Here is a 26,556-nt window from a genome sequence, read left to right as displayed (position 1 = left end):
CTTTGCGTCCGCAACCGCGCTCGCAACCGCGCTCGCAACTTTACTGCAACGCGTCATTGTGCGGCACGGTCGATCAGGAACTGCGCGAGCAGCGGCACCGGCCGGCCGGAGGCGCCCTTCGCCGCGCCGCTCTTCCATGCCGTGCCGGCGATGTCCAGATGCGCCCACGGATACGCTTCGGTGAAGCGCGACAGGAAGCACGCCGCCGTCACGCTGCCCGCCGGACGGCCGCCGATGTTGGCGAGGTCCGCGAAATTCGACTTGAGCTGATCCTGATACTCTTCGTCGAGCGGCAGACGCCATGCCGGATCGGATGCTTCGCGCGAGGCGTCGAGCAATTCGCCCGCCAGCGCATCGTCTTTCGAGAACAGACCGCTGTTGTGATGACCCAGCGCGATGATGCAAGCGCCCGTAAGCGTGGCGATGTCGATCACCGCGGCCGGTTTGAAACGCTCGGCATAGGTGAGCGCGTCGCACAGGATCAGACGGCCTTCGGCGTCCGTGTTGAGCACTTCGATCGTCAGACCCTTCATGCTGGTGACGATGTCGCCCGGCTTGGTGGCGGTCGCCGACGGCACGTTCTCGACTGCTGGAATGATGCCCACCACGTTGATTTTCAAGCCCATTTCCGCGACGGCGCGCAACGTGCCCAGCACCGAACCGGCGCCGCACATGTCGTACTTCATCTCGTCCATGCCTTCGCCCGGCTTGAGCGAAATGCCGCCGGTATCGAACGTGACGCCCTTGCCGACCAGCACCACCGGCGCGGCTTTCGCGGCGCCGCCCTGGTACTGCAGCACGATGAACTGCGCCGGTTCGACCGAGCCGGCCGTGACCGACAGGAACGAGCCCATCTTGAGCGCTTCGCACTGCTTTTCGCCGAGCACTTCGACCTTCAGCTTCCAGTCTTTGGCGAGCTTCTTCGCGGTGTTGGCGAGGTGGGTCGGCGTGCAGACGTTGCTCGGCAGGTTGCCGAGGTCGCGCGTCAGATCCATGCCGTTGGCGAGCGCGGCGCCCTGCTTCGCGGCAAGCTTGGCGGCTTTCTCGTCGCCGGTATTGACGCTGAAGACGATGCGCTTCAACGCGCGCGCCGCGTTATCCGGCTTGCTCTTCATCTGCGTGAATTTGTAGGTCAGCTCGCGCAGTGCGAGGATCGCCGCGCGCACGCCCCAATCGGCCGAGCGCTCGAGGATCGGCAGTTGGGCGAGCGTGAAGGTGACCTGGACCACCTTGGTGGCCAGCAATGCGCGCCAGGCGGCCCGCACGGCTTCGCCGTAGGCTTTCTGACCGAATGTGTCCTGTTTGCCGAGGCCGACCAGCAGCACGCGCGAGGCGCCGATACCCGACACTTCGTGCAGGAACAGCGTGGTGCCGGCCTTGCCGTCCATGTCGCCGGCCTTGATGATGCGGGTCAACAGGCCCTTGGTGGCCGCGTCGATTTCCAGTGCAGCGCCCGAGAGCGTTTGCGACTCGAACACGCCGATTACGATGCAATCGGATTTCCCGGTCAGGAAACCGTTTGTCGAGCCTTTGGTCCAATCACAGGCTTTTATGCTAAAGTCCATCGCGCTTATCCTCGGATAAAATCTGGGCTTAGGATGAAAGCCGCAATTATCCGCTATTTTTCCCGCGGCGGCTGCACCGGAGGCGTAACGGGAACCAACCCGCGCGCCACCGAGAGCGCCCCCTCTCGTCATCAATAATGATCTTCGAACGCTCCCTCCAGCGCGAACTCGCGTATACGGCTGGTGCCGTGTTCATGGTTCTCCTCACGCTCGTGCTGACGACGATGATGATCCGCATCGTCGGCTTCGCAGCCTCGGGCGAGATCGATCCGCGCGACGTGCTGGTGCTGATCGGCCTGACCGTGATCGGCTATCTGGCGATCATGCTCGTCGCGACCCTGTTCGTGTCGATCCTGTTCGTCCTGACACGTTGGTACAAAGACTCCGAGATGGTCGTGTGGCTGTCCTCGGGCGTCAGTTTGACCCGCTTCATCAAGCCGATCGGCATGTTCGCCACGCCGATCGTCATCCTCATCATGTTCTTCGTGTTCGTCGGCTGGCCGTGGTCGAACCAGCAGAGCAAGCTGATCCGCGCGCGTTTCCAGCAGCGCGACGAGGTCTCGCTGCTCGCGCCGGGGCAATTCCGCGAATCGGCCACGAGCCACCGGGTGTTCTTCATCGAGAAGATGTCGCCCGACCAGGGGCACGTGGAGAACGTGTTCCTGACCAGCACCGAGAACGGCAAGCTCAACGTGGTGGTGTCGAAGAACGGCCATACCGAGACGCACAAGAACGGCGACCGCTTCGTGGTGCTGGAAAACGGCCGCCGGTACGACGGCGAACCGGGGCACCCCGATTTCCGCATCATGGAATTCGAACGTTATGGCGTGAAGATCCAGAGCCAGCCGGTCGTCAATACGCCGACCACCACCGGCACGCCAACGCTCGATCTGTTCCGCAACCCGACTCGCGAAAACCTCGCCGAATTTGCGTGGCGCGCGGGGCTGCCGCTGATCGCGATCAACCTGATGCTGCTGGCGATTCCGCTCGCGCACCAGAACCCGCGGCGCAGCCGCACGATCAATCTGGTGATGGCCGTCCTGATCTATCTGACGTATTCGAATCTGCTGAACGTGGTGCAGTCGTGGATCGAGCAAGGCAGGATGTCGTTCGGGGTTGGGCTCGTGGGCTTGCATATCGTGGTGACGGTGGTCGTCGCGGTCATTTTCTGGCTGCGCGTGCGCAATCGGCCGCTGTTCACGCGAGCGATGTTCAACCGTTCGCAGGGGGCCTGACCGATGCGCATCTATGAAAAGTACTTCGCGCGTCAGGTCTACCTCACGTTCATCTTCATTCTGTTCGCGTTTTCGGGCCTGTTCTTCTTTTTCGACCTGATCAACGAACTGAACTCCGTCGGCCACGGCAACTACAAGTTCCAGTACGCGGTGCTGCGCGTCGCCTTGCAAACGCCGTCGCGTTTCTACGAAATCATTCCGGTGGCCGCGCTGATCAGCGCGATCTACGTGTTCGCGCAGATGGCGGCGAACTCCGAGTACACGATTTTCCGCGTGTCGGGCCTCGCGACCAACCAGGCGCTGCGCTCGTTGCTGAAGATCGGCATTCCGCTGGTGTTCCTCACCTACCTGATCGGCGAAGTGGTCGGTCCGTACACGGATCAGCTATCCGAGCGCGTACGGCTGGAGGCGCTGGGGTCGTCGGTATCGAGCAATTTCGAGTCGGGCGTCTGGGTGAAGGACACGCTCACTGCGCGCGCGGACGGCGAGCAGGTGACGCGCTTTGTGAACGTCGGCGAGTTGAAACCCGACGCGACCATCAGCAAAGTGCGGATTTACGAGTTCGATTCGCAATTTCGTCTGTCGAACGTGCGGATCGCCCAAAGCGGCAAATACCAGCCGCCGGGACATTGGCAACTGACCGGCGTGACCGACACGCAACTGCTCGACGTGCCGCCGCCGCCGGGCACCCCGGCCGACGCGTTGAATCCGGTGTATCGCGCAAAGCAGGTGGCCTTGCCCGAGTACTCGTTGCGCTCGGAACTGACGCCGCAGATTTTGTCGGTGCTGCTGGTGTCGCCGGACCGGATGTCGATGTTCAACCTGTTCCGCTACATCCAGCATTTGACGGAGAATCACCAGGACACCCAACGGTATGAGATTGCGCTGTGGCGCAAGCTGCTGTATCCGTTTGCGGTGTTCGTGATGCTGGTGCTGTCGTTACCGTTTGCGTATTTGCATACGCGAGCCGGCGTGGTGGGTGTGAAGGTTTTCGGCGGGATTATGCTGGGGATGAGTTTTCAGCTGTTCAACACGCTGTTCTCGCATATCGGTACGTTGAATACGTGGCCCGCGCCTTTGACTGCGGCTACGCCGGGTTTGGTATATCTAGTGCTGGGGCTAGTCGGGTTGAAGTGGGTTGATCGCCATTAGGAGCCTTTTTCATGGCCACGCATGGGATTGTGCTGTTTGCGCATGGCGCGAGGGATGTTCGCTGGCGCGAGCCGTTTGAGAGGCTGGCCGACAAGCTACGGGCTGCTCGGGCCTCTGGCGGCGAGCCTACCCTGATAAAGCTGGCTTTTCTTGAGTTGATGGATCCGGATTTGCCCACCGCCGTCGAAGAACTTGTCTCCGGCGGGTGCAATGTGGTCACCGTTGTGCCCGTTTTTTTCGGGCAGGGCGGACATGTCAGGAAGGATCTCCCCGCGATAATCGAGCACTGCCGCGAGTTGCATCCGTCTGTTGAAATCAGGTGCGCCGTCGCCGTCGGCGAGGACGAATCGGTACTGGACGCTGTGGCGGCGTATTGCCTCCGCCAGGTTTAACTGTCCTGCTGCGCGGCGCTTATAGCCCGCGTAGGGTCCATGCAGGGTTCGTGTAAGGTCCGTGCTCCGCGCAAGAAAAACTTTAAGCCGCCACCAACATCCCATCCGCGGAGCGGACAACTTGCTGCTGTCGAGCCGCAAATGCTTCCCCGATCATCAGCAAGCTCGGCTGCGAAACATCGACCCACTTCTGCGCCTCGCCGCAAGCGAGCTCCTCCAGCGTAAGAGTGAGCATCCGCTCACGCTCCGTACTGCAAGCCTCGACAATCGCCACCGGCGTAGACACCGCCCGTCCAGCGTCGATCAACTGCTGGGCAATCTCGACGCCGCTATCGCGGCCCATGTAGAACACGAGCGAATCCGCATTCACCTGCTCGCGAATCTCGTCGGACCCCGGCGCACGGCTAAAAGTCGCCAGTGCGACACTGCGCGACACGCCCCGCAGAGTCAAAGACCGCTTCAAGGATGCAGCACTAGCCAGCGCAGCTGTAATGCCGGGCACGACCTCATACTCGATGCCAGCGGCTTCAAGCGCCCGCATCTCCTCATCGGCCCGGCCGAACAACATCGGATCGCCGCCCTTCAGGCGAACCACCACATCGTGCTCGAGAGCTGCATCCACCATCTGCTTGTTGATGAACTGCTGCGCCGTGGAAAGCTGTCCGCAACGCTTGCCAACAGCAATCCGCCGCGCGTGAGCAGGCGCATAGTCGAGCATCGCGGGCTCGACCAGCGCGTCGTGCAGGACGACATCAGCGGCGCCCAACAGCCGCGCACCGCGCACCGTAATGAGGTCCGCGGCACCCGGGCCCGCGCCGATCAAATAAACCTTACCCATTTGCGTCAACCTGTTCGTTAGGGCGCTGACGGTGCGCTGCTGCGCGTCGCCCGCTTACGCCGAAAACGCCCGGATCATCCCGGCCGCGACGGTGTGATGCGTCGCTTCGTCGATCAGCACGAATGCGCCCGTGCCCGGATGCGAGTCGTACACGTCGCACACCAGCGGCTTTTGCAACGTCAGCGCAACGCGGCCGATGTCGTTCATCGCCAGTTCCTTGCGATCGATGGCTTGCGACAACGTATGCACGTCGAGCACTTCCTTGATCGCACCGATCCGCGCGAACACGGTGTTCGTGGTCTGCTTCAGCAGATACTTGCGTTGCGTCGACAACGGCGTGTCGTCGAACCAGCACAGATCGGCTTCCAGCTTCTTCGCCGGCTCGGGCGCCGCTTCGCTCAGCACGAAAGTGTCGCCGCGCGACACGTCGACGTCTTCCGCCAGACGGATCGTCACCGTTTGACCGGCAAACGCGCGGTCCACTTGCGCAGTGCCGCCCGGCACCGGCGCGATGATCTCGGCAACCGTCGCTTCGCGGTTCGCCGGCAGCACGACGATCGTGTCTCCGACCTTCACTTCGCCCGCTTCGATGCGGCCCATGTAGCCGCGGAAATCGTCGGCCTGGCTGCCGTCCTGACGCGCCACCCACTGCACCGGAAAACGCAGCGCCTGGCCTGTCGGCACTTCGACCGGCAGCGCTTCGAGCAAGTCGAGCAGCGGTTCGCCCGCGTACCACGGCATGCTTTCGCTCAAAGTCACGATGTTGTCGCCCTTCAGCGCCGACACCGGCACGAAACGCACGTCGCTCAAACCGAGGTGACGCGCTAGATCGGCATACGCGTCACGAATCTCGTTGAAGCGCGTTTCGCTGTACTCGACCAGATCCATCTTGTTGATCGCGACGATCACGTGCTGCAAGCCAAGCAGCTTCACGATCGCGCTATGGCGCTTGGTTTGCGGCAGCAGTTGCGCGACACCGTCGACGAAGGTCACGCGCGTCGCGTCGACCAGAATGATCGCCGCATGCGCGGTCGATGCGCCCGTCACCATGTTGCGGGTGTACTGCTCGTGGCCCGGCGTGTCGGCGATGATGAACTTGCGCTTCGCCGTCGCGAAGTAACGATACGCGACGTCGATCGTGATCCCCTGCTCGCGCTCGGCTTCGAGGCCGTCGGTCAGCAGCGACAGATCGATTTCGTCGCCGACGGTGCGCTTGTTCTTCGCGCGCGACAGTGCCGAGAGCTGGTCGGAGAGCACAGCCTTGCTGTCGTACAGCAGGCGGCCGATCAGCGTGCTCTTGCCGTCGTCCACGCTGCCCGCCGTGATGAATCGCAGCACGCCGAGGTCTTCTGGTTGATGAATATTCATGATGTTCCTTGTTCCTCTGTCGACCTGAGTTAGCGTGTCGACCAGAGTTGGCGCTTTAGCGCCTACTCTGGTCCCATAGCACTTACTCCGGTCCCATGCTTAGAAATAACCTTGCTTCTTACGCTGTTCCATCGCGGCTTCGGAGACCTGATCGTCCATCCGCGTCGCGCCGCGTTCCGTGATTTCGGTCACGGCCGTTTCGGCGATGATCTTCTCGAGATCGTCGGCATCGCTTTCCACCGGGCACGTGCAGCTGATATCGCCCACGGTGCGGAAACGCACCAACGCGGTTTCGCTGCTCTCGCCTTCACGCATCGGCGTGAGCGGCGTGACCGGCACCAGCAGGCCGTTGCGGCGCACGATCTCGCGTTGATGCGCGTAATAGATCGACGGCAGTTCGAGCTGCTCGCGGGCGATGTATTGCCACACGTCGAGTTCGGTCCAGTTCGAAATCGGGAACACGCGCAGGTGCTCGCCGTTGTGCAGACGTGCGTTGTACAGGCTCCACAGTTCCGGGCGCTGCGCCTTCGGATCCCATTGGCCGAATTCGTCGCGGAACGAAAAGATGCGCTCTTTCGCGCGGGCCTTTTCTTCGTCGCGGCGCGCGCCGCCGATCAGCGCCGTATAGCCATATTGTTCGATCGTTTCGAGCAGCGTGACCGCTTGCGCGGCATTGCGCGAATCCGTTTCGCGGCGCAGACGCACCGTGCCGCGCCTGATCGAATCTTCGACGTGACCCACCACCAGCTCCGCGCCGATCTCTTGTGCACGACGATCGCGGAAGTCGATCACTTCCTCGTAGTTGTGGCCGGTGTCGATGTGCACGAGCGGGAACGGCAGCACGGTCTTGCGGTTCGCGCCGAGGCCGAACGCCTTCAGTGCGAGGTGCAGCACCACGACCGAATCCTTGCCGCCCGAAAACAGCAGCGCCGGCTTGCTGCATTCGGCGACCAGTTCGCGCAGGATGTGAATCGACTCGGCTTCGAGCCAATCGAGGTGATCCATCCGGTTCGCCGTGTTGGCAAGCGGAGCGTTGACAGTGGAATCGAGCGTGGTGCTCATATTTGGGTCCTTCGTTGGTTCGCGACGCGAGCGGTTGCTCGCGTCGCGGAAGTATTCAAATCGGTATGTGCGGCGTTCAGGTTGAAAGCCAAGACCTGAATTCACCGGGACTTCATCGCTGCGTCAAGCAGAAGCGTTTTCGCCACTGCCGACGACGATCGGCGTAATCGTGGTGATGTGCAGCCCGCATTCCTTCGTATCGCGCGACTCCCACCACCAGCGCCCTGCCCGGCTGTCTTCACCGGGACGGATCGCACGCGTACAGGGTTCGCAGCCGATGCTCGGATAACCGCGCGCATGCAGCGGATTGACCGGCACGTCGAAGGCTTTCAGATAAGCCCACACCTCGGCTTCGGTCCAGTCCGTCAGCGGATTGAACTTGGCAATATTGCGCGCGGCGTCGTGCTCTTCCTCGTGCAGTTCGGCACGCGTCACCGATTGCTCGCGGCGTTGGCCTGTCACCCAGGCGCTGACATCCGACAGCGCGCGGTTCAGCGGCTCGACCTTGCGGATTTCGCAGCAACGCTTGCGCAGATCGACGCTTTCGTAAAACGCGTTCAGACCGTGCGAATTGACGTATTCATCGACAGCAGCCGCCTGCGGATGAAACTGTTCGATCGCGTAGCCATAGCGCTCTTTGACGCGATCGAGCATGCCGAGCGTTTCCGCATGCAGACGACCGGTGTTCAGCGAGAAGATGCCGATCTTCACGGCGCGCGAAAGGATCGCGTGCGTGAGCAGCATGTCTTCCGCGGCGAGGCTGCTGGCGAGCTTCACGTTCGCGTGACGCGCGGCGATCGAATCGAGCAGCGCATCGAGGCGCGCGACCTTCGCAGCGAGTTCCGGCGTGAGCGATTGGGCGCCGCTCATGCCGAAACCTTTTCCGATGCCGAAGCAGCCGCCGCACGACGGCGGAACAGCGGCGAAGGATTGTCCACCGCGCCCTGATACTGCACGCTGAATTCGTCGAACGCCTTCAGCGCATCATTGAAGTCTTTGTCGGCGCGCAGTGCATAGGCGTCGAAGCCGCAGCGGAACATGAACGCCAGCTGATCGCGCAGCACGTCGCCGATCGCGCGCAGTTCGCCCTTGTAGCCGTAACGTTCGCGCAGCAAACGGCCGATGCTATAGCCGCGGCCGTCGCGGAACACCGGGAAGTCCACGCCGATCAGCGCGATCTTGTCGAAGTCGCCGACGATATCCGCCGGTTCGCTATCCGGCGCGAGCCACACGCCGATTTCCGCGGCGCTGCGCGAAGCGATCAATGCATCACGGGAAGCCTGCCACAACGCGAGCGGCACCAGCACCTTGCCAGCCGGCAGTTCGTTCACTGCCGGCAGCGAGCCGTCTTCGGCCGGGCGCACGACTGTCCAGTCGTCGTTGACGATCGCGCGGTTCTTGATGATAGAAGCCATCTGTTCAGTATCCTTTGCGCGGTTACGCGTGAGCCGGTTGACGCGAGGCGTACACACGTTCCTTGAACGGGTTGATGCCGATGCGGTTGTACGTTTCGATGAAGCGTTCGCCTTCGTGGCGGTTTTCCACGAACGTATCGATCACTTTGGTCATCACGTCCGGCATCTCTTCCGCCGAGAACGACGGGCCGATCACGCGGCCCAGATGCGCGCCGGTCGCGCCCGTGCCCTGCTCGCCGCCGAGCGTCACCTGATACCACTCCGAGCCGTCCTTATCGACGCCCAGAATGCCGATGTTGCCGACGTGGTGGTGACCGCAAGCGTTGATACAGCCCGAGATGTTCAGCGACACGTCGCCGAGGTCGTACACATAGTCGAGGTCGTTGAAGCGCGCCTGGATTGCCAGCGCGATCGGAATCGATTTCGCGTTCGCGAGCGAGCAGAAATCGCCGCCCGGGCACGCGATGATGTCGGTCAGCAAGCCGATGTTCGGCGTCGCGAAACCTTGCGCCTTGGCCTTTTCCCACAGCGCGAACAGATCGCGCTTCTTCACGTTCGCGAGAATCAGGTTCTGTTCGTGCGACACGCGGATTTCGCCGTACGAGTACTCGTCGGCCCAATCGGCGACCGCTTCCATCTGCGTATCGGTGGCGTCGCCCGGGGCGATCGTGGCCGGCTTCAGCGACAGAGTCACCGACGCGTAGCCCGACACCTTGTGCGGACGCACGTTACGCTCGATCCAGCGGGCGAACGCGCGGTTTTCCAGCAGATGCTTTTCGAACGATGCGTCCGTATCCGGCAGCTTGTCATACACCGGCGGCTGGAAGTATTGCGACACGCGATCCACTTCAGCTTGCGTGAGCGTCGAAGGACCGTCCTTCAGGTGCTGCCATTCTTCTTCGACCTGCGCCGAGAACTTCTCCGGGCTCAACGCCTTCACGAGAATCTTGATGCGCGCCTTGTAGATGTTGTCGCGGCGGCCATAGCGGTTGTACACGCGCAGCACGGCTTCGCAGTAAGTCAGCAGATGCTGCCACGGCAAATCCTCGCGGATGATCGCGCCGATGATCGGCGTACGGCCCATACCGCCGCCGGCCAGAACGTCGGCCACCAGTTCGCCTTGCGCGTTCTTCTTCAGATAGACGCCCAGGTCGTGGATCTGCACCGCGGCGCGGTCTTCCTTCGAGCCCGAGACGGCGATCTTGAACTTGCGCGGCAACCATGCGAATTCCGGGTGGAACGTCGACCATTGACGCAGGATTTCGGCCCACGGACGCGGGTCGACCACTTCATCCGGCGCCACGCCGGCGAACTGGTCCGCCGTGATGTTGCGGATGCAGTTGCCCGAGGTCTGGATGCCGTGCATTTGCACCGCGGCGAGCTTGCGCAGGATTTCCGGCGTTTCCTCGAGCTTGATCCAGTTGTACTGGATGTTCGAGCGCGTCGAAAAGTGACCGTAGCCGCGGTCGTGTTCGCGCGCGATCTGGGCCAGCACGCGCATCTGGCCGCTGCGCAGGTTGCCGTACGGAATCGCGATGCGATGCATGTACGCGTGGCGCTGCATGTACAGGCCGTTCTGCAGGCGCAGCGGACGGAACTCCTCTTCGCTCAATTCGCCCGACAGCCGGCGGCGAACCTGATCGGCGTATTGCGCGACCCGTTCATCGACGATGGTCTGGTCGTACTGATCGTATTGGTACATTCGGGGACCCCAATTTTTTTGCGTGACACACGGCGGTCCGGCGGCCGGCGCACCGGTTCTGCCGCGCCCTGGACATCTCCATTTGTCAGTTCAGCCGAGCCAGGGTTTAGACCCATCTCTCATTTGCTTATGACAAAAACAGATATCCATATTGAAAAAGATGGACAGATCGTAATAAACTCGCCTTATATTTCAAACGACTAAAAAATTCTTTTTATATGCGGAGAGGTTATATATGAACCTGCATCAATTCCGCTTCGTCCGCGAGGCTGTGCGGCAGAATTTCAACCTGACCGAAGCGGCCAAAGCCCTGTATACAAGCCAGCCGGGCGTCTCCAAGGCGATCATCGAGCTGGAAGACGAGTTGGGCGTCGAAATCTTCACCCGCCACGGCAAGCGTGTGCGCTCGCTGACCGAGCCGGGACGCATTATCCTGCAGTCGGTCGAGAAAATCTTGCAGGAAGTCGAGAGCCTCAAGCGGGTCGGTAAAGATTACGCAGCGCAGGATCAGGGCAATCTGGTGATCGCAGCCACCCACACCCAGGCGCGCTATTCGCTGCCGGCCGCCATCGCCGAATTCAAGAAGCGCTTCCCGAAAGTTCACCTTTCAATTCTGCAAGGCAGCCCGACCCAGGTCGCCGAGATGGTGATTCACGACCAGGCCGATCTCGCGATCGCCACCGAGGCGATCTCCAACTATAAGGAACTGGTGTCGCTGCCGTGCTTCCAGTGGCACCACGTCGCCGTGATGCAGCCGGATCATCCGCTGCTCGACCGCAAGCTTCTGTCGCTGGACGATCTTACGCAGTACCCGTTGATTACGTATGACAACGCGTTCGCCGGCCGCACCAAGATCAACGAGGCGTTCCGCCTGCGCGGCCTGCACCCGGACATCGTGCTCGAGGCGATCGACGCCGACGTGATCAAGACCTACGTCGAGCTGGGTCTGGGCGTCGGCATCATGGCGGATATCGCGTTCAATGGGGAGCGCGACCGTCATTTGCGGGCGATGCCGGTCGGCCATCTGTTCGGCAGCAACGTGACGCGGGTCGCGCTGAAACAGGGCGCGTATCTGCGCAGCTATGTGTATACGCTCGTCGAACTGCTGTCGCCGAGCATGAACCGCAAGCTGATCGAACAGGCGCTCAAAGGCGAACACGAAACTTACGAACTTTGACCTCACCACGCTTTTCACCACGCCTCTCACCACGCTTCCCGCTATGGAGCCCCCTCGATGACGTCGCATAAGAACAAACCACGGACCCGACTACGCGGCCTGGCCGCCCTCGGCGCGCTGCTGCTCGCCACTGCCGCACACGCCGACCTCAAGGTCGGCATCGACCTGTCGAGCACCGGCCCGGCCGCCGTGATCGGCATCACCAGCAAGAACGCGATGCTGATGTGGCCTGCCACGATTGCCGGCCAGAAAGCCGACTACATCTTCCTCGACGACGCCTCCGACCCGGGCGCCGCAGTCCGCAACATCCGCAAGCTGATCAACGAAGACCGCGTCGACGTGATCGTCGGCCCGAGCATCACGCCGGCGGCGATGGCCGCGCTCGATCCGGTGGCCGAAAGCCAAACGCCGATGATCACGCTGATCGGCTCGGCGAGCGTGGTCGAGCCGCAGGAAGGCAAGAAGGTGTGGGCCTACAAGATGGCGCAGACCGACAGCGCGATGGCCGACGTGATGACGCGCTACATGTCGAATCACAACGTGAAGACGGTGGGCTTCATCGGTTTCGCGGACGGTTACGGCGAAAGCTGGCTCAACGAGTTCACCAGGTTCGCTGCGTTGCGTCACATCCAGATCGTCGCGACCGAGCGCTTCAACCGCACCGACGCCAGCGTGACGGGCCAGGCGCTGAAGCTGATGGCCGCCAAGCCCGACGCGATTCTGATCGCGGGCGCCGGCACACCGACCGTGCTGCCGCAACGCACGCTGGTCGAGCGCGGCTTCAAGGGTCCAATCTATCAGACGCACGGCATCGCGACGCCCGAGTTCATCAAGCTGGGCGGCAAGGACGTGGAAGGCACGCTGTTCCCGACCCAGCCGGTCGTGGTGGCGCGCACGCTGCCGGCCGATCATCCGGCGAAGAAGGCGGCGCTCGCGTTTGTCGACCGATATGAAGCGAAGTACGGCCCGGGCAGCGTCACGCAGTTCGCCGGCGACGCGGCGGGCGTGTATCCGCGCCTTCAGGATGCCGTGACGCGCGCGCTGAAGACGGCCCAGCCGGGCACACCGGCCTTCCGCGCCGCGTTGCGCGACGAACTCGAGCATGCGCATGAACTGGTCGTGCCGAACGGCGTGGTCAACACCAGCGCGAAGGATCACGTCGGTCTCGATCAGCGCGCGAGCGTGATGGGCGTCATCAAGAACGGCAAGTTCACGTATCTCAGTCAATAAATTCGCGAAGTTGATACAGTAGAAGTCTCTTCCTGACCCAGCAGTCCCACATCATGCGCACCACCCGAGCCATCCACGCCGTCGAGCGGCTGAAAACCCGCAGCGGCAATCCGCAGTTCGCGGCGATCAGCCTGTCCGGCGGCCTGTTCTATCTGGTCGACAAATCGAGCGGCACGGACAAGAAAGTGTCCGCCCCGCTGACGCTCGACGACTTCGTCAAGTTCGTCGACGCTTTTGGCCCGCAGAAACCGCGCAAGGCGAGCAAGCTCGATATCGCTTTCGAAGAGCAGATCAAGAAGAGCAAGGGCGGTTGAAGGGCTCGTCAGCGCCACGCTCCTGGCGGGTTCATCGCTTGGCCGATGGTCTCGCCACCGTCCGTCCGCCGCACTGCCCGCGACGGCGCGGGATCGCACCGCGGTTTGGTACAATTCCGCAGTTACCCTGCCCGCCCCGCCCACCCCGGCTTCCAACGGATCCCGACAAGCGCTGGGCAGAGGCAAAAATCGCCAAACCAAACCGCCGAACCCACCATGAATATCGAGCAAGCGCGTTTCAACATGATCGAACAGCAGATCCGCCCCTGGGAAGTGCTCGACCAGGACGTGCTGAATCTGCTCTCGATCGTCAAGCGTGAAAACTTCGTCCCCGCCGCGTACCGTGATCTGGCCTTCGTCGACTTCGAAGTGCCGCTGCCGGCCGGCCAGCGCATGCTGGCGCCGCGCATCGAGGCGCGCGTGCTGCAGGAACTGGCGGTGAAGAAGCACGAAAGCGTGCTCGAAATCGGCGCCGGCTCGGGTTACATGGCAGCCCTGCTCGCGCATCGCGCACAGCATGTGCTGACGGTCGATATCGAACCGGCACTGGCGGAACTGGCAAAGAACAACCTGACCGCCAACGGCGTGCTGAACGCCGAAGTCGCCACCGGCGACGCCGCGCGCGGCTGGGCCGACGCCGCGCCGTACGACGTGATCTGCGTGTCGGGCGGCCTGCCGGTGCTGCCGCAGGAAATGCTCGAACAACTGAAGGTGGGCGGCCGTCTGGCGGCTTTCGTCGGCGCCGCGCCGGTCATGAAAGCGCAGATCATCACGCGCATCGACGAGAAGCAATACCGCATCGCCGACGTATTCGAAACTTACGTCGAGCCGCTGCAAAACGCTGTGCAGCCGCCGCGCTTCAAGTTCTAAACAAGTGGCAGCCTGAAGTTTCGCCGGTCCGTCGCAATCTGAACTGGATGTCTTGCTGATGCAAAATCTGTCCGCTCCCGCGCTCGCCGAATGGCTCGCCGATAAATCGCGTCCCGCGCCCGTGCTGCTCGACGTGCGCGAGCCGTGGGAAATCCAGACGGCGTCGATCGCCGGCGCCGTGTCGATTCCGATGCGCGAGATTCCCGCACGCAGCGAAGAACTCGACGACGACGCGCAAATCGTCTGCGTGTGCCATCACGGCGCGCGCAGCGCCCAGGTCGCGATGTTCCTCGAGTCGCGCGGCCATACCAACGTCTTCAATCTGCAAGGCGGAATCGACGCATGGTCGCGTCAGGTCGATCCGTCCGTTCCGACCTACTGATCGCACGGTCCCGATGATGCGCCAGCGGGCGCCGGTTCCCGCGGCCGCTCTGGCGCTTGCCTGCGTGCTTGCGTATGCACTCCCCGCGCAGGCCATCGACCTTTCCCAGCTCCACGACGAAGCACTTTCGAACGACGCGCAGCTGTAAAGCGCGCTCGCGGCGCTCGCCGCCAACAGCGAAGAGCTGCGGCTCTCCCGCGCCAAACGGCTGCCGCAGGCGCCGACGGTGCCGCATCCCGGTGTCACGGCGAAAGGCGCCGCCCGCAAGCTCGGGCGGGCGGGCCATGCCGAACGCTGCCGCACCTCAGTAGCGCCGCGCTCTTCCTCTTTGCGATCATCCTGACATCCCGCTTTCATTGAGACACCTCCCGCAATCGCCTCGGAAATTTCGTACGGTTTCCTGAGCATCACGCAGGCACCATGCTCCAACAATTTTTTGGGGGAGCTATGTGATGAGATTGTTGAAGATCGCGATGCTGGCGGCAACGTTGTTGCCGCCAGCATCGCATGCGACTTTGGGCGGCGCGCCGAGCACCGGCGCATCCTCGTCGACGAAGCTGCTGCGTGCTACGCCGCAGTCCACCGCCGCTGCCAGCGCAGCCACGGCTAAGTCGCCGGCGCCTTACACCGTTAACGAGACGCGCGACGCCACCGGCGTCACCGTCCGCGAGTACGTACTGCCCTCCAATGTCGTGTTCGCGGTCACGTGGCAGGGTCCGGTGCGCCCCGACATGCGCGCGCTGCTCGGCAGCTATTTCCCGAACTACATCTCCGCGGGCGAAGCACGTCCGCTCGGCACCGGCGCGCTGACCGAGCGCCGCGGCGACCTTCGGATCGAGTCGTCCGGCAGGCCGGGCCGCTTATTCGGCATCGCGTACTTGCCTCGCCTGATGCCCGCGAATGTCCGCGCAGCCGACCTGCCATGAACGAGACGCCGATTTCACGGGAAAACGACAGTATGAAGACCTCCAGCAAGACACTCTGGGTCGCGATGGCCGCCGTTGGCGTAGCGCTTTGCGCATGCGGCGGTGGCGGCGACAGCAGCACCAGCGTGCAAAACTCATCCATGGACTGGCCCGCCACGCCTAGCTGGCCAGTCACGCCCAATCCTCCGTCACCGCCGGTCGACACTAGCAACACGGTGCCGATCGTCATCGATGCCTCGATGGGCAGCGTCAACATGCCCGCCGTATCCATCGTGCTGTGCGGGCCCAGCCAGCAGGACAGCAGCCAATGCGAGACCGTCGGCCACATGCTGGTCGATACCGGCTCGGTGGGCGTGCGCGTGATGGCGAGCGCGGTCAGTCCCAGGCTCAGATCCCAGCTGCTGCTGCAAACCACTTCCGACAGCAAGCAAGCGAACGAATCACCGCTCGCACAGTGCGCGCAGTTCGCCTCCGGTTTCACATGGGGTTCGATCAGGCGCGCTGACGTGACGATCGGCAACAAGAAGGCGAGCAATATTCCGATCGAACTGATCGGCGACGGCTCGTATACGACACCGTCCGATTGCATATCGAACGGCGGCCCTGATCTCAGCACCGCCCGGGCCCTCGGCGCCAACGGCATCATCGGCATCGGCCATCACGTGCGCGACTATCCGGACGCCGCGAAAACCGTGCTGCCTGCGAACTACTATGCGTGCGCGTCGGCAAACTCATGCGTCGGCACGACGGTGCCGGTCAACCGGCAGGTCATGAATCCTGTCGCCGCTTTCGTTACCCATAACAATGGCACGGTGATCCGCCTGCCTGCACTGCCCGCAGGCGGCCAGGCCAGCGTTACAGGTGAACTGGTGTTCGGTGTCGGCACCCAGCCGAACAATATGCTGCCCACCAACGCAAACGTCGTGGCAGTAGACCAGTACGGCTACTTCACGACCCAGTATCAGGGACGCGTGATCACCACCAGCGCAATCGACAGCGGCACCAATGGATTCGGCTTCGACGATGCCACGATTCCTACCACAGGCGAAGGCGTGTATGGATGGTACACACCGTCGAGTCCGCTCAGTCTTTCGGCAACGATCGAAGCCACTAGCGGCACCGGTAAGCCGATCATGGTGCCATTCTCGATCGGCAACGCACACACATTGATGGCAAACAACTATGCGGCCTACGACAACATCGGTAGCCCCTTTTCGAGGTGGTTCCTCTGGGGCTTGCCGTTCTTCTACGGCCGCAACGTGTACACCGTGCTCGAAGGCGCCACGGTAGGTACGCAAGCCGGGCCGTTTGTCGCATTCTGATTGCTGTGGTTGTATCGCGCGGGAAACGGCGCCGCGAGGCGCCGTTTCGTTCTTCGTTGTGCCATGCAATCGCGCCAATCGCTTTATCGCGCGCTAGTTCCCAGCGGCATTTTCCGATCTCCCGTTGAGACTTTTCTGAAACTCTCATTGATAGCCCGCGGGCAACATGCTCCGACCTGTTTTTTGGAGCAATGTGATGAGATTCGTAAAGATCGCGCTGGCGGCTGCGGCATTGTTGCCGCTCGCGTCCGCGTCGTATGCGGCGTTGGGCGGCGCACCGGGTGCGGGCTCGGCCTCGCAGTCCTTGCTTCGATCGACAACCCCCAACTCCTCTCCCACTGCTGCGGCTTATACCGTGCGCGAGACGCACGGCGCCGACGGCGTCACGATCCGCGAATACGTGCTGCCCACGAATGTCGTGTTCGCCGTCACGTGGCAAGGGCCGGTGCGCCCCGACATGAGTACGCTGCTTGGCAGCTACTTTTCCAACTTCGTTTCTGCAGGCGAAGGACGCGCGCGCGGCATCGGTCCGTTGATCGACCACAACGGCGACTTTCATGTCGAGTCGGCAGGCAGGCCGGGCCATTCTTTCGGTAAGGCATACGTGCCACGCCTCGTCCCCGCCAATGTCCGCGTCGAAGAACTGCAGTGAAGCGGCGTATCGATTCACGGAATTCAAGAAACATGAAGACTTTCAATAAAACGCTTTGCTTCGCGATCCTCACTGCCAGCGCGGCGCTGTCGGCCTGTGGCGGCGGAGGCGGCGACAACGGCGACTCGAACGCGACGCAGAACAACGACAAGCCTGCGCCGGTTACGCCGACGCCGACTCCGGCTCCGACTCCGACTCCGGGCCCCACCCCGGCGCCGACTCCGAGCCCTGCTCCGGCGCCGACTCCGAGTCCCGCGCCGACGCCAACTCCGAGTCCCGCGCCGGCGCCAACCCCGAGTCCTGCTCCGACGCCAACCCCGAGCCCCACGCCGACGCCAACTCCGAGCCCTGCTCCGACGCCAACTCCGAGCCCCACGCCGACACCAACGCCAACGCCAACGCCCCCGGTCGACGTCAACACCGTCCCCATCACCGTCGAGCGGTGGACGGGAGACTACGCTAACCAGCCGTACGTGACTGTCACCCTCTGCATCTCCGGCGTGCAGGGCAGCAATCAATGCGCGACGGTCGATCACATGCAACTCGACACCGGCTCGGTCGGCGTGCGGGTGCTGGCGAGCGCGCTGGGTTCCGCGCTCGCGGGCCGCTTGCCGACGCAGTCCGGCGCCACTAACGACCCAACCGGCGGCGCTCCGATCGCCGAATGCGCCATATTTGGTTCGGGGTACACGTGGGGGCCGATCAAACGCGCCGACGTGACGATCGGCGGCAAGACAGCCGGCAATCTACCGGTGCAGGTGATCGCCGACGGCACCTACGCTACACCTTCGGATTGCGCTTCACGCGGGGGCCGCAACCTCAATACGGCAGCGACGCTCGGCGCCAACGGCGTACTCGGCATCGGTCCAGCGCAACGCGATTTCGCAGCGGCTGCTCAAACCGTCTTGCCGGCAGCCTATTACTACTGCACGTCTGCGACTTCCTGCACGAACACCCGCGTTCCGCTCGACACGCAAGTCATGAATCCGGTAGCCGATTTCACCTCGGACAACAACGGCACGATCATCCGCCTGCCCGCGCTGCCCGCAGGTGGACAGGCGAGCGCGACGGGCGAGCTGGTGTTCGGTATCGGCACCCAGCAGAACAATGCGTTGCCGTCGAACGCCAACATTCTGGCGCTCGACCAGTACGGCTTTTTTCCGACCACGTACAAAGGCCGCTCGTTTACCAGCGCCATCGATAGCGGCTCCAACACGAACATCTTCGTGGATTCGACGATTCCTTACTCGGGCCTCTTATATTCGCCGCCGACCACGCTCAGCCTGTCCGCGATCCTGACGGGCGTTGACAAAGCCGCCACGCCAGTCACGGTGCTGTTCCCGGTGGCGGATGGATGGGGCTTGCTCGCGACTCGGTACGCGGCCTTTGACAGCCTCGGCTCGCGATCAGCGGGGATGTTCATCTGGGGCCTGCCGTTCTTCTTCGGCCGCAACGTCTACACCGTGCTCAACAATGCGACGATCGGCAAGCAGACTGGGCCGTTCATCGCCTTCTGATAGTCGGCCATCGCACCCACACGAGAATCAAACAAATGACAAATGGCCGGCGCCGCGAGGCGCCGGCCATTTGTCATTTCAACAACGCCTCAAGGCAAACACACCCCCTAATTCGTCTCCTTCAACACCTCCGCCACCGTCGCAAAGATCTCCTCGATCTGCGCCTCCTCGACGATCAACGGCGGCGAGAACGCCAGAATGTCGCCCGTATAGCGCGTCAGCACGCCCTTCTCGAAGCAGCGCACGAACACATCATAGGCACGCGCGCCGGGCGCACCCGCACGCGGCGCCAGTTCCACCCCGCCCACAAGCCCGAGATTGCGCACGTCGATCACGTGCCGCTCGCCGTGCAGCTTGTGAATCGCCCGCTCGAAGACCGGCGCCATCCGCGCAGCCCGTTCGAATAGCTGCTCGCGCTCATACAGATCGATCGTCGCGCAAGCCGCAGCCGCTGCAATCGGGTGTCCCGAGTACGTATAGCCGTGAAACAGTTCGATGCCGGCCGGCGCGCCGTTCACGATCGAATCGTGAATCTTCGCGCTGGCGGCCACGGCGCCCATCGGCGCGGCGGCATTGTTGGTGCCCTTGGCCATCGTCAGCAAATCGGGCGTCACGCCGAAATATTGCGCGGCGAACGGCGCGCCGAGGCGCCCCCAGCCGGTGATCACTTCGTCGAAGATCAGCAGGATGCCGTGCTTGTCGCAGATTTCGCGCAACCGCTGCAAATAGCCTTGCGGCGGAATCAGCACGCCGGTGGAGCCCGCCACCGGCTCGACGATCACCGCGGCAATCGTCGACGCATCGTGCAGCGTGACGAGCCGCTCCAGTTCGTCGGCGAGATGGGCGCCCCACGCCGGCTGTCCTTTGGAGAACGCCGCTTCCTCGATGTTCAGCGTATGCGGCAGATGGTCGACCGAGGGCAGCAGCGCACCCGAAAACGCCTTGCGGTTCGGCGCAATGCCGCCCACCGAAATACCGCCGAAGCCGACGCCGTGATAGCCGCGCTCGCGGCCGATAAAGCGTGTGCGCTGCCCTTCGCCACGCGAGCGATAGTAGGCCAGGGCGATTTTCAGCGCGGTATCGACAGCCTCCGATCCCGAGTTCGCGAAGAAGATGTGCTTCAGATCGCCCGGCGTATGGCGCGCGATTTTGGTGGCGGCTTCGAAAGCCTTCGGGTGACCCATCTGAAAAGTCGGCGCGAAATCCATTTCGGCGGCCTGTGCCTGCACGGCGGCCACGATCTCGTCGCGGCAGTGCCCGGCGTTGACACACCACAGACCCGCGGTGCCGTCGAGAATGCGCCGGCCATCGTGCGACGTGTAGTACATCCCCTTCGCGCATGAAAGCAGCCGTGGCGCGCTCTTGAACTGGCGGTTCGCGGTAAAGGGCATCCAGAACGCGGACATCTCGGGTGGATTGGCGGTGGCGCGCTCTTTCATGTCGGGTCTCCTCGCGTGGGTGGTCTTCCAGTGTAGGCAGAGCGCAACGCATGCACAAAGGGGCGGCGCCCATGCACCGCGCTCGCCCGCTGGCGGATCGGCACGCTTCGTTGCAGCGCGACACGCACCGCAACGAGGCGAACAGACCATGTTTGCACCACTTTCGAGCCGCATTACGCATAACGCCCATGCCCGGCCACCGCGCCGCAGCACGCAAGGCGCGGAGTTCACACCGGATTTACAGCTTGGCATGTGCCTTGCAGTACACAAGCGGCAAGCCATGCGGGACAAGCCCTGCTGGCCGAAATCGACGCCCATAAACGCTCACCATCAATGGCAAGGGGTTATCAATGAAACGTCGCAGTCTGTTGAAGTTCGGTTCCATGTCGGGCGCACTGGCGCTCGCAGGTCAGGTTCCGTTTGCCAAGGCACAATCCGGCAGCGGTCCGATCAAAGTAGGCGTTCTGCATTCCTTGTCGGGCACGATGGCGATCTCGGAGACATCGCTCAAGGACACCGCGCTGATGACCATCGCGGACATCAACAAGAACGGCGGCGTCATGGGCCGTCAGCTGCAGCCGGTGGTGGTCGATCCGGCGTCGAACTGGCCGCTGTTCGCGGAGAAGGCGCGCCAGCTGATCACCCAGGAGAAGTGCGCCGTGGTGTTCGGCTGCTGGACCTCGGTGTCGCGCAAGTCGGTGCTGCCGGTGTTCGAAGAACTGAACGGGCTGCTCTTCTATCCGGTGCAGTATGAAGGCGAAGAAATGTCGCGCAACGTGTTCTACACGGGCGCCGCGCCGAACCAGCAAGCGATTCCGGCGACCGAATACCTGATGAGCAAGGAAGGCGGCGGTGCGAAGCGGTTCTTCCTGCTCGGCACCGACTATGTGTACCCCCGCACCACCAACAAGATCCTGCGCGCGTTCCTGAAGTCGAAGGGCGTCCAGGAAGCAGACATTCAGGAGGTCTACACGCCGTTCGGCCACAGCGACTATCAGACCATCGTCGCGAACATCAAGACCTTCTCGCAGGGCGGCAAGACCGCGGTGATCTCGACCGTCAACGGCGACTCGAACGTGCCGTTCTACAAGGAACTGGGCAACCAGGGGCTGAAGGCGTCGGACGTGCCGGTGGTCGCGTTCTCGGTCGGCGAAGAAGAACTGCGCGGCATCGATACGAAGCCGCTGGTCGGCAATCTCGCGGCATGGAACTACTTCATGTCGCTGCGCAATCCGGCCAACGACAAGTTCAAGAAGCAATGGGCCGCGTGGGTGAAGGAGAACAACCTGCCGGGCGGCACCAAGCGCGTGACCAACGATCCGATGGAAGCGACCTTCGTCGGCATCCATATGTGGAAGCAGGCCGTCGAAAAAGCGAAGAGCACCGATGTCGACAAGGTGCGCGTCGCGATGGTCGGCCAGCAGTTTGTGGCGCCGTCGGGCTTCACGCTGGAGATGGACGGCAATCACCATCTGCACAAGCCGGTGATGATCGGCGAAGTGCGCGCCGACGGCCAGTTCAACGTGGTGTGGCGCACCAAGACCGCGATCCGCGCGCAGCCGTGGAGTCCTTACATTGCCGGCAATTCGAGCAAGCCGGACGTCGTCAGTTCGATTCCGGCGTTCCTCAAGCGCTCGCGGGTTGCCTGACGGGACGACGCAGCGACACGACGGCGCGGCATCGGTGCTTATCCGCGATGCCGCGCCGCCCTGCCGGTTCTTCTTCAAAGGCCACCATGGCGTTTTCATTCCTGAAGTTCGCACGGCGCAGCATCGGCAGCCTGGGGCTTGCGCTCCTCGCTAGCGCGCCGCTTGCCGCCTTCGCGCTGAGCCCGGCCGATGTCGCGCCGCTCGCCGGCGACGACTTCGACGCAAAATCCGCGGCCATCGACAAGCTGATCGCCAACCACGACAAGGCATCACTCGCGGTGCTCAAGGCGCTGTCCGAAGACAGCGCGCTCGCCACCGATGCCGGCGCCGTGCTGCTGCAAGACGGCGACACCGCGCGCGACGCGGTCACCGGCAAGACCGTCGCCGCAGGCGACGCGCAACCGGTCACGCTGAACAATCTGCTGCGCTCGAAAGTGGCGGGCGCGCTGTCGGGCCTGCAACTCGACTCGCCCGATACGGCCACGCGCGCCGCCGCGATTACCGCGCTGCTGCAAAACCCCGATCCGTCGATCAAACCACTCGTCGACGCCGCTCGCGCGAAAGAAACCGACCCGGCGCTGAAGAAGCGTCTGGACACGCTGTGGGCGATGACCGCCTTGCACGACGCCGATCCGGCCAAGCGGCTCGAAGCGGTGCAACTGGTCGCCGCGCGGCACGATCTCGACATGAACGAGCTGCTGCGCCCGCTCGTCGCGAAGAAGCCGGACGGCACCTTCAACGAAACCGACGACCGCGTCCGCGCCGCCGCGCAAAGCGGCATCGACGAACTCGATGCGATCCAGCGCCGCGGCCAGATCGCCGGCACGCTGTTCGCCGGCCTGTCGCTCGGCAGCGTGCTGCTGCTCGCCGCATTGGGCCTCGCGATCACGTACGGGCTGATCGGCGTCATCAACATGGCGCACGGCGAATTCCTGATGATCGGCGCATACGCCACCTACGTCGTGCAGAACCTGTTCCAGCGTTATGCCCCCGGCGCGTTCGACTGGTATCCGCTGCTCGCGGTGCCCGCGTCGTTCGTTGCGGCCGGATTGGTCGGCATCGTGCTCGAACGGCTGGTTCTGAAGCACCTGTACGGCCGTCCGCTCGAAACGCTGCTGACCACCTTCGGCATCAGCCTGATTCTGATCCAGGCGACACGCATGCTGTTCGGCGCGCAAAACGTGCAGGTGGTCAATCCGGCGTGGATGAGCGGCGGCGTGACGGTGTTGCCGAATCTGATCTTGCCGTACAACCGCCTCGCGATTCTGGCGTTCTCGATGATCGTCGTCGGCATTGCGTGGGCCGTGCTGACGAAGACGCGCCTCGGTCTTTTCGTGCGCGCCGTCACGCAGAATCGGCGCATGGCAGCGTGCGTCGGCGTGAAGACGGCGCGGGTCGATTCATATGCGTTCGCGTTCGGCGCGGGCATTGCAGGCCTGGGCGGCTGTGCGCTGTCGCAGATCGGCAATGTCGGCCCGGACCTCGGCCAGAGCTACATCATCGATTCGTTCATGGCGGTGGTGCTCGGCGGCGTCGGCCAACTGGCCGGCACCGTGATCGGCGGCTTCGGACTCGGCCTCGTCAGCAAAGCGATCGAACCGTTCTGGGGCGCCGTGCTCGCGAAGATCGCGGTGCTCGTGCTGATCGTGCTGTTCATCCAGAAGCGTCCGCAGGGCATGTTCGCCCTCAAGGGCCGTAGCGCGGAGGCATGAGATGACGTCTGCGACTACCCCGGCTCACGTTTCGCCGTCCAGTAAGGGCACGGGCCCCGGACGCGAGGCGCAGTCCGGCTTCGCGCTCGGCTTGCCGCCGCGTCCCGCGCTGCTGCCGCGGCGTGCGTGGCTCGCGCTGATCGCGCTGATCGTCGTGTTCGGCCTCGGCGTGCCGTTCGCCGCGCTGGCGGTGCCGGAGACGAGCGCGTTCCATCTGTCCGCCTACGCGATGACGCTGACCGGCAAGTTCATGTGCTACGCGATCGCCGCGCTCGCACTCGATCTCGTGTGGGGTTACTGCGGCATTCTGAGTCTTGGGCATGCACTGTTCTTTGCGCTGGGCGGCTACGCGATCGGCATGTACCTGATGCGCGCGATCGGCCACGAAGGCAAATACGGCAGCGACCTGCCCGACTTCATGGTGTTTCTCGACTGGCATGAACTGCCCTGGTACTGGCAAGGCACCCAGCATCTCGGCTATGCGCTGCTGCTGGTGGTGCTGGTGCCGGCGGTGATCGCGTGGGTGTTCGGCTTCTTCACGTTCCGTTCGCGCGTAAAGGGCGTGTACCTGTCGATCATCACGCAGGCGATGACCTTCGCCGCGATGCTGCTGTTCTATCGCAACGAGACCGGCTTCGGCGGCAACAACGGCTTCACCGACTTCAAGCGCATCGGCGGCTTTCCGATCACGCATCCGGGCACACGCGCCGCCCTCCTGCTGATCACGTTCGCCGTGTTGATTCTCGCGTTTATCGGCGCGCGGGCGATCGTGACGTCGAAGCTCGGCCGCGTGGTCACCGCGGTACGTGACGGCGAAACGCGCCTGATGTTCCTCGGCTACAGCCCGTTGGCGTACAAGCTGTTCGTGTGGACCGTATCCGCCGTGTTGTGCGGGATTGCGGGCGCGCTGTATGTGCCGCAGGTCGGCATCATCAATCCGGGCGAGATGTCGCCGGGCAACTCGATTGAGATGGCGATCTGGGTCGCCGTGGGCGGACGCGGCACGTTGATCGGACCGATCATCGGCGCGTTCGCTGTGAATGGCGCGAAAAGCTTTTTTACGGCGAACTTCCCTGAATACTGGCTGTTCTTTCTTGGCTTGATTTTCGTGCTGGTGCCCTTGTTGCTGCCGAACGGCATCATGGGACTGATCGAACTCTTGACGCGCAAGAGGCACCGTTCATGAACGAAAACCCGATGGTTCCTGATCTTGCACTGCCTGAAGAGCCGGCTGAACGCTCGTTGAGCGGCGTTGCCAGCATGGGGCACGCGGTGGTGCCGGGCGAGATCGACATTTCGCACGGGACGATTCTGTACCTCGAAGACGTGACCGTCAGTTTCGATGGTTTTCGCGCGCTGAACGCGCTGACCTTGTCGATCGATGCGGGTGAATTGCGTTGCATCATTGGGCCTAACGGCGCGGGCAAGACGACGATGATGGATGTCATCACCGGGAAGACCGAGCCGGATTCCGGCAAGGTTTTTCTGGGGCAGTCGATCAATCTGACGCGGATGAACGAGCCTTCTATTGCGCGTGCCGGCATTGGGCGGAAGTTTCAGAAGCCGACTGTTTTTGAGCAGCATCCTGTGTGGGAGAACCTCGAGTTGGCGATGAAGGCCGACAAGGGGTGGTGGGCTTCGTTACGCGCCCGGCTCGATCGCGAGGCGCAGGCCCGGATCGAGGAGACGTTGGTTTTGATCGGGCTTGAGAGCGAGGCTCGACGGCTTGCCGGTGAGTTATCGCATGGGCAGAAACAGCGGCTCGAGATTGGGATGTTGCTGATGCAGCAACCGGCGCTGCTTCTGCTCGATGAGCCTGCGGCTGGGATGACTGACGATGAAACCATGCAGCTGGCTGAGTTGCTCAATCACCTGCGGGGGACTTGTTCGATGATGGTCGTTGAGCATGATATGGAGTTTGTGGCGGCTTTGTCGGGTGACACCGGGAAGGTGACTGTCATGGCCGAAGGGCGGGTTCTGGCTCATGGCACTTTGGATGAAGTCAAGAAGGATGAGATGGTGGTTGAGTCTTATCTAGGGAGGTGATTTTTTTTGCCTTTGGCGGCGGCAATTTGTGGTTGTGCCTATGCCTGCGGCGTTGGCCATTTTTTTTAGTTGTATGCCTACGGCGTTGGCCTTTCCTTGATTTTTTGCCCGCGCGGCGCTTATGTTCGTGCTGCCTACGGCGTTGGCCCCTTTTTTGGTTGTATGCCTACGGCGTTGGCCTTTCCTTGATTTGTTATTGGTTTATTAGCTTTCCCCCTGTGCGGGGGAGCACCTACTTTTCTTTGCCGCCGCAAAGAAAAGTAGGCAAAAGAAAGCGGCTCACTACGAAAGTACTAAGCGGGCACCACTGTTATCAACGCGGAGTGGAGGCCACATGATCTGTGGCATCGCGCATTCAGCCTTGGTGACAAGGCAGTCATACTTCCCGCCTCGCACTGCGTGCTCGCCGGAACGGTACTTCAAAAAACCGCCGGCCGTGCCTGAACGAAGTGGTCGGTTCGGGATGAACCTTGCCGATGAGCGCGTAGCGCGAGAAGGGGTGGATGACTGCCTTGTCACCGGCACTCATGGACCACGGTGTGGTCCGGCAGGTTTCCACTACCCGTGGTTGACCGAGGTGCCCGCTTAAGA

24 protein-coding genes are annotated in these 26,556 nt (G+C 62.8%); 16 read left to right on the top strand and 8 right to left on the bottom strand.

The window, feature by feature from the left end:
* Window positions 1-53: 53 nt before the first annotated feature.
* Entirely contained in the window at window positions 54-1,565 is a 1,512-nt protein-coding gene (locus tag AC07WT_RS04415; RefSeq protein ID WP_494946189.1) for a leucyl aminopeptidase, read from the bottom strand.
* Between the two features lie 137 nt (window positions 1,566-1,702).
* On the opposite strand from AC07WT_RS04415, the gene lptF reads away from it, so the two are divergent.
* Genes lptF through AC07WT_RS04400 form a run of 3 tightly spaced genes read left to right on the top strand, consistent with a single transcriptional unit; the run spans window position 1,703 to window position 4,344 of the window.
* On the top strand, window positions 1,703-2,800 hold the full coding sequence (gene lptF / locus AC07WT_RS04410; RefSeq protein WP_494946188.1) for an LPS export ABC transporter permease LptF: 1,098 nt from the start codon (window positions 1,703-1,705) through the stop codon (window positions 2,798-2,800).
* A gap of 3 nt (window positions 2,801-2,803) precedes the next feature.
* On the top strand, window positions 2,804-3,952 hold the full coding sequence (gene lptG, locus AC07WT_RS04405; protein WP_492591112.1) for an LPS export ABC transporter permease LptG: 1,149 nt from the start codon (window positions 2,804-2,806) through the stop codon (window positions 3,950-3,952).
* 11 nt (window positions 3,953-3,963) lie between these two features.
* On the top strand, window positions 3,964-4,344 hold the full coding sequence (locus tag AC07WT_RS04400) for a sirohydrochlorin chelatase (RefSeq protein ID WP_494946187.1): 381 nt from the start codon (window positions 3,964-3,966) through the stop codon (window positions 4,342-4,344).
* 82 nt (window positions 4,345-4,426) lie between these two features.
* Here AC07WT_RS04400 and cobA read toward each other — a convergent pair whose 3' ends face one another.
* The 6 genes from cobA to AC07WT_RS04370 form a co-directional block, all read right to left on the bottom strand.
* Window positions 4,427-5,182 (bottom strand): uroporphyrinogen-III C-methyltransferase, encoded by a 756-nt coding sequence (gene cobA, locus AC07WT_RS04395; protein ID WP_494946186.1) that lies wholly within the window; start codon window positions 5,180-5,182, stop codon window positions 4,427-4,429.
* Window positions 5,183-5,236: 54 nt separating this feature from the next.
* A complete protein-coding gene (locus AC07WT_RS04390; RefSeq protein WP_492591183.1) occupies window positions 5,237-6,553 on the bottom strand; it encodes a sulfate adenylyltransferase subunit 1 in 1,317 nt (438 codons plus the stop codon).
* Between the two features lie 96 nt (window positions 6,554-6,649).
* Window positions 6,650-7,612, bottom strand: coding sequence for a sulfate adenylyltransferase subunit CysD (gene cysD / locus AC07WT_RS04385; RefSeq protein ID WP_494946185.1), 963 nt, complete (start codon window positions 7,610-7,612; stop codon window positions 6,650-6,652).
* A 123-nt stretch (window positions 7,613-7,735) separates the two neighbouring features.
* Window positions 7,736-8,482 carry a phosphoadenylyl-sulfate reductase gene (locus AC07WT_RS04380; RefSeq protein ID WP_494946184.1) on the bottom strand — a complete coding sequence of 249 codons (747 nt, stop codon included), beginning with the start codon at window positions 8,480-8,482 and terminating at the stop codon, window positions 7,736-7,738.
* Window positions 8,479-9,027: a DUF934 domain-containing protein gene (locus AC07WT_RS04375; RefSeq protein WP_494946183.1), complete on the bottom strand. Its 549-nt coding sequence runs from the start codon at window positions 9,025-9,027 to the stop codon at window positions 8,479-8,481. Before AC07WT_RS04375 ends, AC07WT_RS04380 begins: the two co-directional genes overlap by 4 nt.
* Window positions 9,028-9,049: 22 nt before the next feature.
* Window positions 9,050-10,729: a nitrite/sulfite reductase gene (locus AC07WT_RS04370; protein WP_494946182.1), complete on the bottom strand. Its 1,680-nt coding sequence runs from the start codon at window positions 10,727-10,729 to the stop codon at window positions 9,050-9,052.
* 235 nt (window positions 10,730-10,964) lie between these two features.
* On the opposite strand from AC07WT_RS04370, the gene AC07WT_RS04365 reads away from it, so the two are divergent.
* From AC07WT_RS04365 to AC07WT_RS04325, 9 genes are all read left to right on the top strand, one after another.
* Window positions 10,965-11,906: a CysB family HTH-type transcriptional regulator gene (locus AC07WT_RS04365; RefSeq protein ID WP_492591119.1), complete on the top strand. Its 942-nt coding sequence runs from the start codon at window positions 10,965-10,967 to the stop codon at window positions 11,904-11,906.
* Window positions 11,907-11,963: 57 nt separating this feature from the next.
* Window positions 11,964-13,136, top strand: coding sequence for an ABC transporter substrate-binding protein (locus AC07WT_RS04360; protein ID WP_494946181.1), 1,173 nt, complete (start codon window positions 11,964-11,966; stop codon window positions 13,134-13,136).
* Window positions 13,137-13,189: 53 nt separating this feature from the next.
* The gene (locus AC07WT_RS04355; protein WP_492591121.1) at window positions 13,190-13,450 is read left to right on the top strand and encodes a hypothetical protein; all 261 of its coding nucleotides are present in this window, start codon (window positions 13,190-13,192) and stop codon (window positions 13,448-13,450) included.
* A 216-nt stretch (window positions 13,451-13,666) separates the two neighbouring features.
* On the top strand, window positions 13,667-14,320 hold the full coding sequence (locus tag AC07WT_RS04350) for a protein-L-isoaspartate O-methyltransferase family protein (RefSeq protein WP_494946180.1): 654 nt from the start codon (window positions 13,667-13,669) through the stop codon (window positions 14,318-14,320).
* A gap of 58 nt (window positions 14,321-14,378) precedes the next feature.
* Window positions 14,379-14,702, top strand: coding sequence for a rhodanese-like domain-containing protein (locus AC07WT_RS04345; RefSeq protein ID WP_492591123.1), 324 nt, complete (start codon window positions 14,379-14,381; stop codon window positions 14,700-14,702).
* Window positions 14,703-15,154: 452 nt separating this feature from the next.
* The gene (locus AC07WT_RS04340) at window positions 15,155-15,628 is read left to right on the top strand and encodes a DUF2844 domain-containing protein (protein ID WP_492591124.1); all 474 of its coding nucleotides are present in this window, start codon (window positions 15,155-15,157) and stop codon (window positions 15,626-15,628) included.
* A gap of 32 nt (window positions 15,629-15,660) precedes the next feature.
* Complete coding sequence (locus AC07WT_RS04335; protein ID WP_494946179.1) at window positions 15,661-16,950, top strand: DUF3443 domain-containing protein; 1,290 nt, start codon at window positions 15,661-15,663, stop codon at window positions 16,948-16,950.
* Between the two features lie 196 nt (window positions 16,951-17,146).
* Window positions 17,147-17,602, top strand: a complete 456-nt coding sequence (locus AC07WT_RS04330) for a DUF2844 domain-containing protein (protein WP_494946178.1) — start codon at window positions 17,147-17,149, stop codon at window positions 17,600-17,602.
* A gap of 32 nt (window positions 17,603-17,634) precedes the next feature.
* A complete protein-coding gene (locus tag AC07WT_RS04325; RefSeq protein WP_494946177.1) occupies window positions 17,635-19,119 on the top strand; it encodes a DUF3443 domain-containing protein in 1,485 nt (494 codons plus the stop codon).
* A gap of 107 nt (window positions 19,120-19,226) precedes the next feature.
* Here AC07WT_RS04325 and aptA read toward each other — a convergent pair whose 3' ends face one another.
* Window positions 19,227-20,558: an omega-aminotransferase AptA gene (aptA, locus tag AC07WT_RS04320; protein WP_494946176.1), complete on the bottom strand. Its 1,332-nt coding sequence runs from the start codon at window positions 20,556-20,558 to the stop codon at window positions 19,227-19,229.
* A 350-nt stretch (window positions 20,559-20,908) separates the two neighbouring features.
* Here aptA and urtA point away from each other — a divergent pair, with 350 nt between their 5' ends.
* The 4 genes from urtA to urtD all read left to right on the top strand — a co-directional run bounded on the left by urtA (window position 20,909) and on the right by urtD (window position 25,965).
* Window positions 20,909-22,207 carry an urea ABC transporter substrate-binding protein gene (gene urtA / locus AC07WT_RS04315; RefSeq protein WP_492591129.1) on the top strand — a complete coding sequence of 433 codons (1,299 nt, stop codon included), beginning with the start codon at window positions 20,909-20,911 and terminating at the stop codon, window positions 22,205-22,207.
* An 86-nt stretch (window positions 22,208-22,293) separates the two neighbouring features.
* Window positions 22,294-23,919 (top strand): urea ABC transporter permease subunit UrtB, encoded by a 1,626-nt coding sequence (gene urtB / locus AC07WT_RS04310; RefSeq protein WP_494946175.1) that lies wholly within the window; start codon window positions 22,294-22,296, stop codon window positions 23,917-23,919.
* A gap of 1 nt (window position 23,920) precedes the next feature.
* A complete protein-coding gene (gene urtC / locus AC07WT_RS04305; protein ID WP_494946174.1) occupies window positions 23,921-25,105 on the top strand; it encodes an urea ABC transporter permease subunit UrtC in 1,185 nt (394 codons plus the stop codon).
* Window positions 25,102-25,965: an urea ABC transporter ATP-binding protein UrtD gene (gene urtD / locus AC07WT_RS04300; RefSeq protein WP_492591132.1), complete on the top strand. Its 864-nt coding sequence runs from the start codon at window positions 25,102-25,104 to the stop codon at window positions 25,963-25,965. Before urtC ends, urtD begins: the two co-directional genes overlap by 4 nt.
* The last annotated feature ends 591 nt before the right edge of the window (window positions 25,966-26,556 follow it).

The organism is Paraburkholderia sp. GW821-FHT02A12 (assembly GCF_059422005.1).
The sequence above is the reverse complement of the archived record's forward strand: the minus strand, read 5'-3'. Positions and strand labels throughout refer to the sequence as shown.

Coding starts and splice junctions, on each gene's coding strand:
- AC07WT_RS04325 (WP_494946177.1), top strand. CDS start 17,635: ATGAAGACTTTCAATAAAACGCTTTGCTTCGCGATCCTCACTGCCAGC.
- AC07WT_RS04335 (WP_494946179.1), top strand. CDS start 15,661: ATGAAGACCTCCAGCAAGACACTCTGGGTCGCGATGGCCGCCGTTGGC.
- urtC (WP_494946174.1), top strand. CDS start 23,921: ATGACGTCTGCGACTACCCCGGCTCACGTTTCGCCGTCCAGTAAGGGC.
- lptF (WP_494946188.1), top strand. CDS start 1,703: ATGATCTTCGAACGCTCCCTCCAGCGCGAACTCGCGTATACGGCTGGT.
- AC07WT_RS04330 (WP_494946178.1), top strand. CDS start 17,147: ATGAGATTCGTAAAGATCGCGCTGGCGGCTGCGGCATTGTTGCCGCTC.
- AC07WT_RS04380 (WP_494946184.1), bottom strand. CDS start 8,482: ATGAGCGGCGCCCAATCGCTCACGCCGGAACTCGCTGCGAAGGTCGCG.
- AC07WT_RS04365 (WP_492591119.1), top strand. CDS start 10,965: ATGAACCTGCATCAATTCCGCTTCGTCCGCGAGGCTGTGCGGCAGAAT.
- AC07WT_RS04355 (WP_492591121.1), top strand. CDS start 13,190: ATGCGCACCACCCGAGCCATCCACGCCGTCGAGCGGCTGAAAACCCGC.
- AC07WT_RS04370 (WP_494946182.1), bottom strand. CDS start 10,729: ATGTACCAATACGATCAGTACGACCAGACCATCGTCGATGAACGGGTC.
- urtD (WP_492591132.1), top strand. CDS start 25,102: ATGAACGAAAACCCGATGGTTCCTGATCTTGCACTGCCTGAAGAGCCG.
- cobA (WP_494946186.1), bottom strand. CDS start 5,182: ATGGGTAAGGTTTATTTGATCGGCGCGGGCCCGGGTGCCGCGGACCTC.
- AC07WT_RS04375 (WP_494946183.1), bottom strand. CDS start 9,027: ATGGCTTCTATCATCAAGAACCGCGCGATCGTCAACGACGACTGGACA.
- cysD (WP_494946185.1), bottom strand. CDS start 7,612: ATGAGCACCACGCTCGATTCCACTGTCAACGCTCCGCTTGCCAACACG.
- AC07WT_RS04415 (WP_494946189.1), bottom strand. CDS start 1,565: ATGGACTTTAGCATAAAAGCCTGTGATTGGACCAAAGGCTCGACAAAC.
- lptG (WP_492591112.1), top strand. CDS start 2,804: ATGCGCATCTATGAAAAGTACTTCGCGCGTCAGGTCTACCTCACGTTC.
- aptA (WP_494946176.1), bottom strand. CDS start 20,558: ATGAAAGAGCGCGCCACCGCCAATCCACCCGAGATGTCCGCGTTCTGG.
- AC07WT_RS04345 (WP_492591123.1), top strand. CDS start 14,379: ATGCAAAATCTGTCCGCTCCCGCGCTCGCCGAATGGCTCGCCGATAAA.
- AC07WT_RS04400 (WP_494946187.1), top strand. CDS start 3,964: ATGGCCACGCATGGGATTGTGCTGTTTGCGCATGGCGCGAGGGATGTT.
- urtB (WP_494946175.1), top strand. CDS start 22,294: ATGGCGTTTTCATTCCTGAAGTTCGCACGGCGCAGCATCGGCAGCCTG.
- urtA (WP_492591129.1), top strand. CDS start 20,909: ATGAAACGTCGCAGTCTGTTGAAGTTCGGTTCCATGTCGGGCGCACTG.
- AC07WT_RS04360 (WP_494946181.1), top strand. CDS start 11,964: ATGACGTCGCATAAGAACAAACCACGGACCCGACTACGCGGCCTGGCC.
- AC07WT_RS04340 (WP_492591124.1), top strand. CDS start 15,155: ATGAGATTGTTGAAGATCGCGATGCTGGCGGCAACGTTGTTGCCGCCA.
- AC07WT_RS04350 (WP_494946180.1), top strand. CDS start 13,667: ATGAATATCGAGCAAGCGCGTTTCAACATGATCGAACAGCAGATCCGC.